Consider the following 2542-nt stretch of genomic DNA (forward strand, 5'->3'; position numbering starts at 1 on the left):
CGAGGCGCCGGCGCTGTCGCGCTGCGCGCGCAGGCGGCCCCACAGGTCGACCTCGTAGCGCGCATCAAGCCCGAGCGCGCGCCGGTTGTCGCTCACATTCGCATCGCCGCCGAGCCGGCCCTGGCGCTGCACATCGGCGGTGGCCGACAGCTCGGGCCAGGCCGAGGCGCCGGTGATGCGCTCCTGGGCCTCGGCCTGGCGCAGGCGCGCTTCGGCGGCGTCGCCGTCGGGGTTGCCGGCATCGACCGCGGCGACGAAGGCCGGCAGCTCGGTGCTGCCGAAGCCGCCCCACCACGGGTCTGCGACGGGGGCTGCAGTGGCGGGCGCATCGGCCGATGGCGTCGCGCAGCCCGCGAGCAGCAACAGCGCCGCCAGGGCCAGCGCGGCGGGAGAGAAGAAAAGGCGCGTCATGGCAGTCGTCATTCGGAAGACAGGGCCGCGACCGGGTCGAGCGCGGCGGCCTTGCGGGCCGGCATGAAGCCGAACACCAGGCCGGTGAGCACGGCGCAGCCGAAGGCGCCCGCGATGGCCGTGAGGGAAAAGATCACCGGCACGCTCCACACGATGAGCGCGGCGCCCACGAGCAGCCCGCCCACCACGCCCGCGACGCCGCCGGTCACCGTGACCAGCACCGCCTCGACGAGGAACTGCCGCAGGATGTCGCGCTGGCGTGCGCCGGTGGCCATGCGGATGCCGATCTCGCGCGTGCGCTCGCGCACGGTCATGAGCATCACGTTCATCACGCCGATGCCGCCGACCACGAGCGACACCGCCGCGATCAGCCCGAGCATCACGGTCATGGTGCGCTGGGTCTGCGCGCGCGCCTTGATCGACTCGGTCTGGTTGAACACCTGCACGTCGCGCACGTGGCGCTGCGCGGCCAGCACCTCGACGATCTCGGCCGCCGTCTCCGAGGCCTTGTCGACGTCGTGCACGGCCACCGCCACCCAGGTCGGGTGGTTGCTGCCGTACAGCCGCGCGGCGGCGGTGGAGAAGGGCACGATCACGCGCTCGTCCTCGCTGGCCTGGCCGCCGCCCGCGCCCTTGGCGGCGAGCACGCCCAGCACGTCGAAGGGCACGTTGTCCAGCAGGATGCGCTGGCCCACCGGGTTGGTGCCGTCGGCGAACAGCGCGGCCTGCACGCGCTCGCCGATCACCGCGACCTTGGCCAGGCTTTGCTCGTCGCTCTCGTCGAAGAAGATGCCGCGCGCGGTCGGCCACTTCAGCGCCTGCTCGAAGTCGGTGGTGGCGCCGCCGCCCTCGGTGCGGTGGTCCACGTTGCCGCGCCGCGCGACCACGAAGCCCTCGATGTAGGGCATGGCCACACGCACGTTGGGCAGGCGGCGGATGGTGTCGACGTCGGCCAGCGTGAGCTTGCCGCCGCGCCCGCGCGCGCTGTCGGGAATGGCGGCCACGTACATCTTGTCGGCGCCGAACAGCGAGATCTGCTTCATCACCGCCTCCTGCGAGCCGGTGCCGACCGCGAGCATCACGATGACCGAGGCCACGCCGATCACGATGCCCAGCAGCGTGAGGCCGGTGCGAAAGCGGTGGATCCACATCACGCGCCAGGCCGCGCGCAGCGCCTCGTGCAGTTCGGAGAGCAGGGCGCGCGGCGTGTCGGCGGCGTCGGCTGTGGTGGCAGGCGAGGGCAAGGGAAGCGGCTCTGGCGGCGCTGCGACGGGCGCACGCCCGCTGTCCGACACGATGCAGCCGTCGCGGATCTCGATCACGCGGCGCGCGCGCTGCGCCACCTCGCGGTCGTGCGTGATGAGGATCACGGTGTGGCCGGCGGCGGCCATCTCGTCGAGCAGCGCCATCACCTCTTCGCCGCTGCGCGAGTCGAGCGCGCCCGTGGGCTCGTCGGCCAGCACGATGCGCCCGCCGTTCATGAGCGCACGCGCGATCGACACGCGCTGCTGCTGGCCGCCCGACAGCTGGTGCGGCCGGTGGCCCAGCCGATCGCCCAGGCCCAGGCGCGTGAGCAACGCGCGTGCGCGCGCGGCGCGCTCGGCGGGCGCCGCGCCGGCGTAGATGGCGGGCATCTCGACGTTCTCCTGCGCCGACTCGGTGGAGATCAGGTGGTAGCCCTGGAACACGAAGCCGAAGGCCTCGCGTCGCAGCCGCGCGAGCGCGTCGGCGTCCATGCCGGCCACGTCCTGGCCGGCGAACAGGTAACGCCCGCCGGTCGGGCGGTCGAGGCAGCCCAGCAGGTGCATCAGCGTCGACTTGCCCGAGCCCGAGCTGCCGACGATGGCGACGAACTCCCCCGCATGCAGCTCCAGCGTGATGCCGCGCAGCACCTCGACGGCCGGCGCGCCGTCGTGGCCGCCGTAGGACTTGCGCAGGTCGTGCAGCGCGATCAGCGGGGTCGTCTTCGTCTCGGCCGCACTCACAGCTGGAACTTCCGCGTGCCGCTGCCGGCCGCGCGCTCGCCGGTGATCAGGCGCTCGCCTTCGGCGAGGCCTTCGAGCACCTCACCCGAGAGCCGGTCGCGCACGCCGATGCGCACCTCGCGCGGCGCGGGCTGGCCGTCGGGGCC

At 73.5% G+C, this 2542-nt stretch carries 2 protein-coding genes; both read right to left on the reverse strand.

Annotated elements, in window-relative coordinates; translation table 11 throughout:
• On the reverse strand, positions 1-411 hold a 411-nt coding region (locus VBO01S_RS31195), incomplete at its 3' end, for a TolC family protein (protein WP_169805116.1).
• 8 nt (positions 412-419) lie between these two features.
• Positions 420-2396, reverse strand: coding sequence for a MacB family efflux pump subunit (locus VBO01S_RS31200; RefSeq protein WP_062483020.1), 1977 nt, complete (start codon positions 2394-2396; stop codon positions 420-422).
• Positions 2397-2542: the final 146 nt, after the last annotated feature.

The organism is Variovorax boronicumulans NBRC 103145, from assembly GCF_001591345.1.
In the GTDB taxonomy this organism is placed as follows: domain Bacteria; phylum Pseudomonadota; class Gammaproteobacteria; order Burkholderiales; family Burkholderiaceae_C; genus Variovorax; species Variovorax boronicumulans.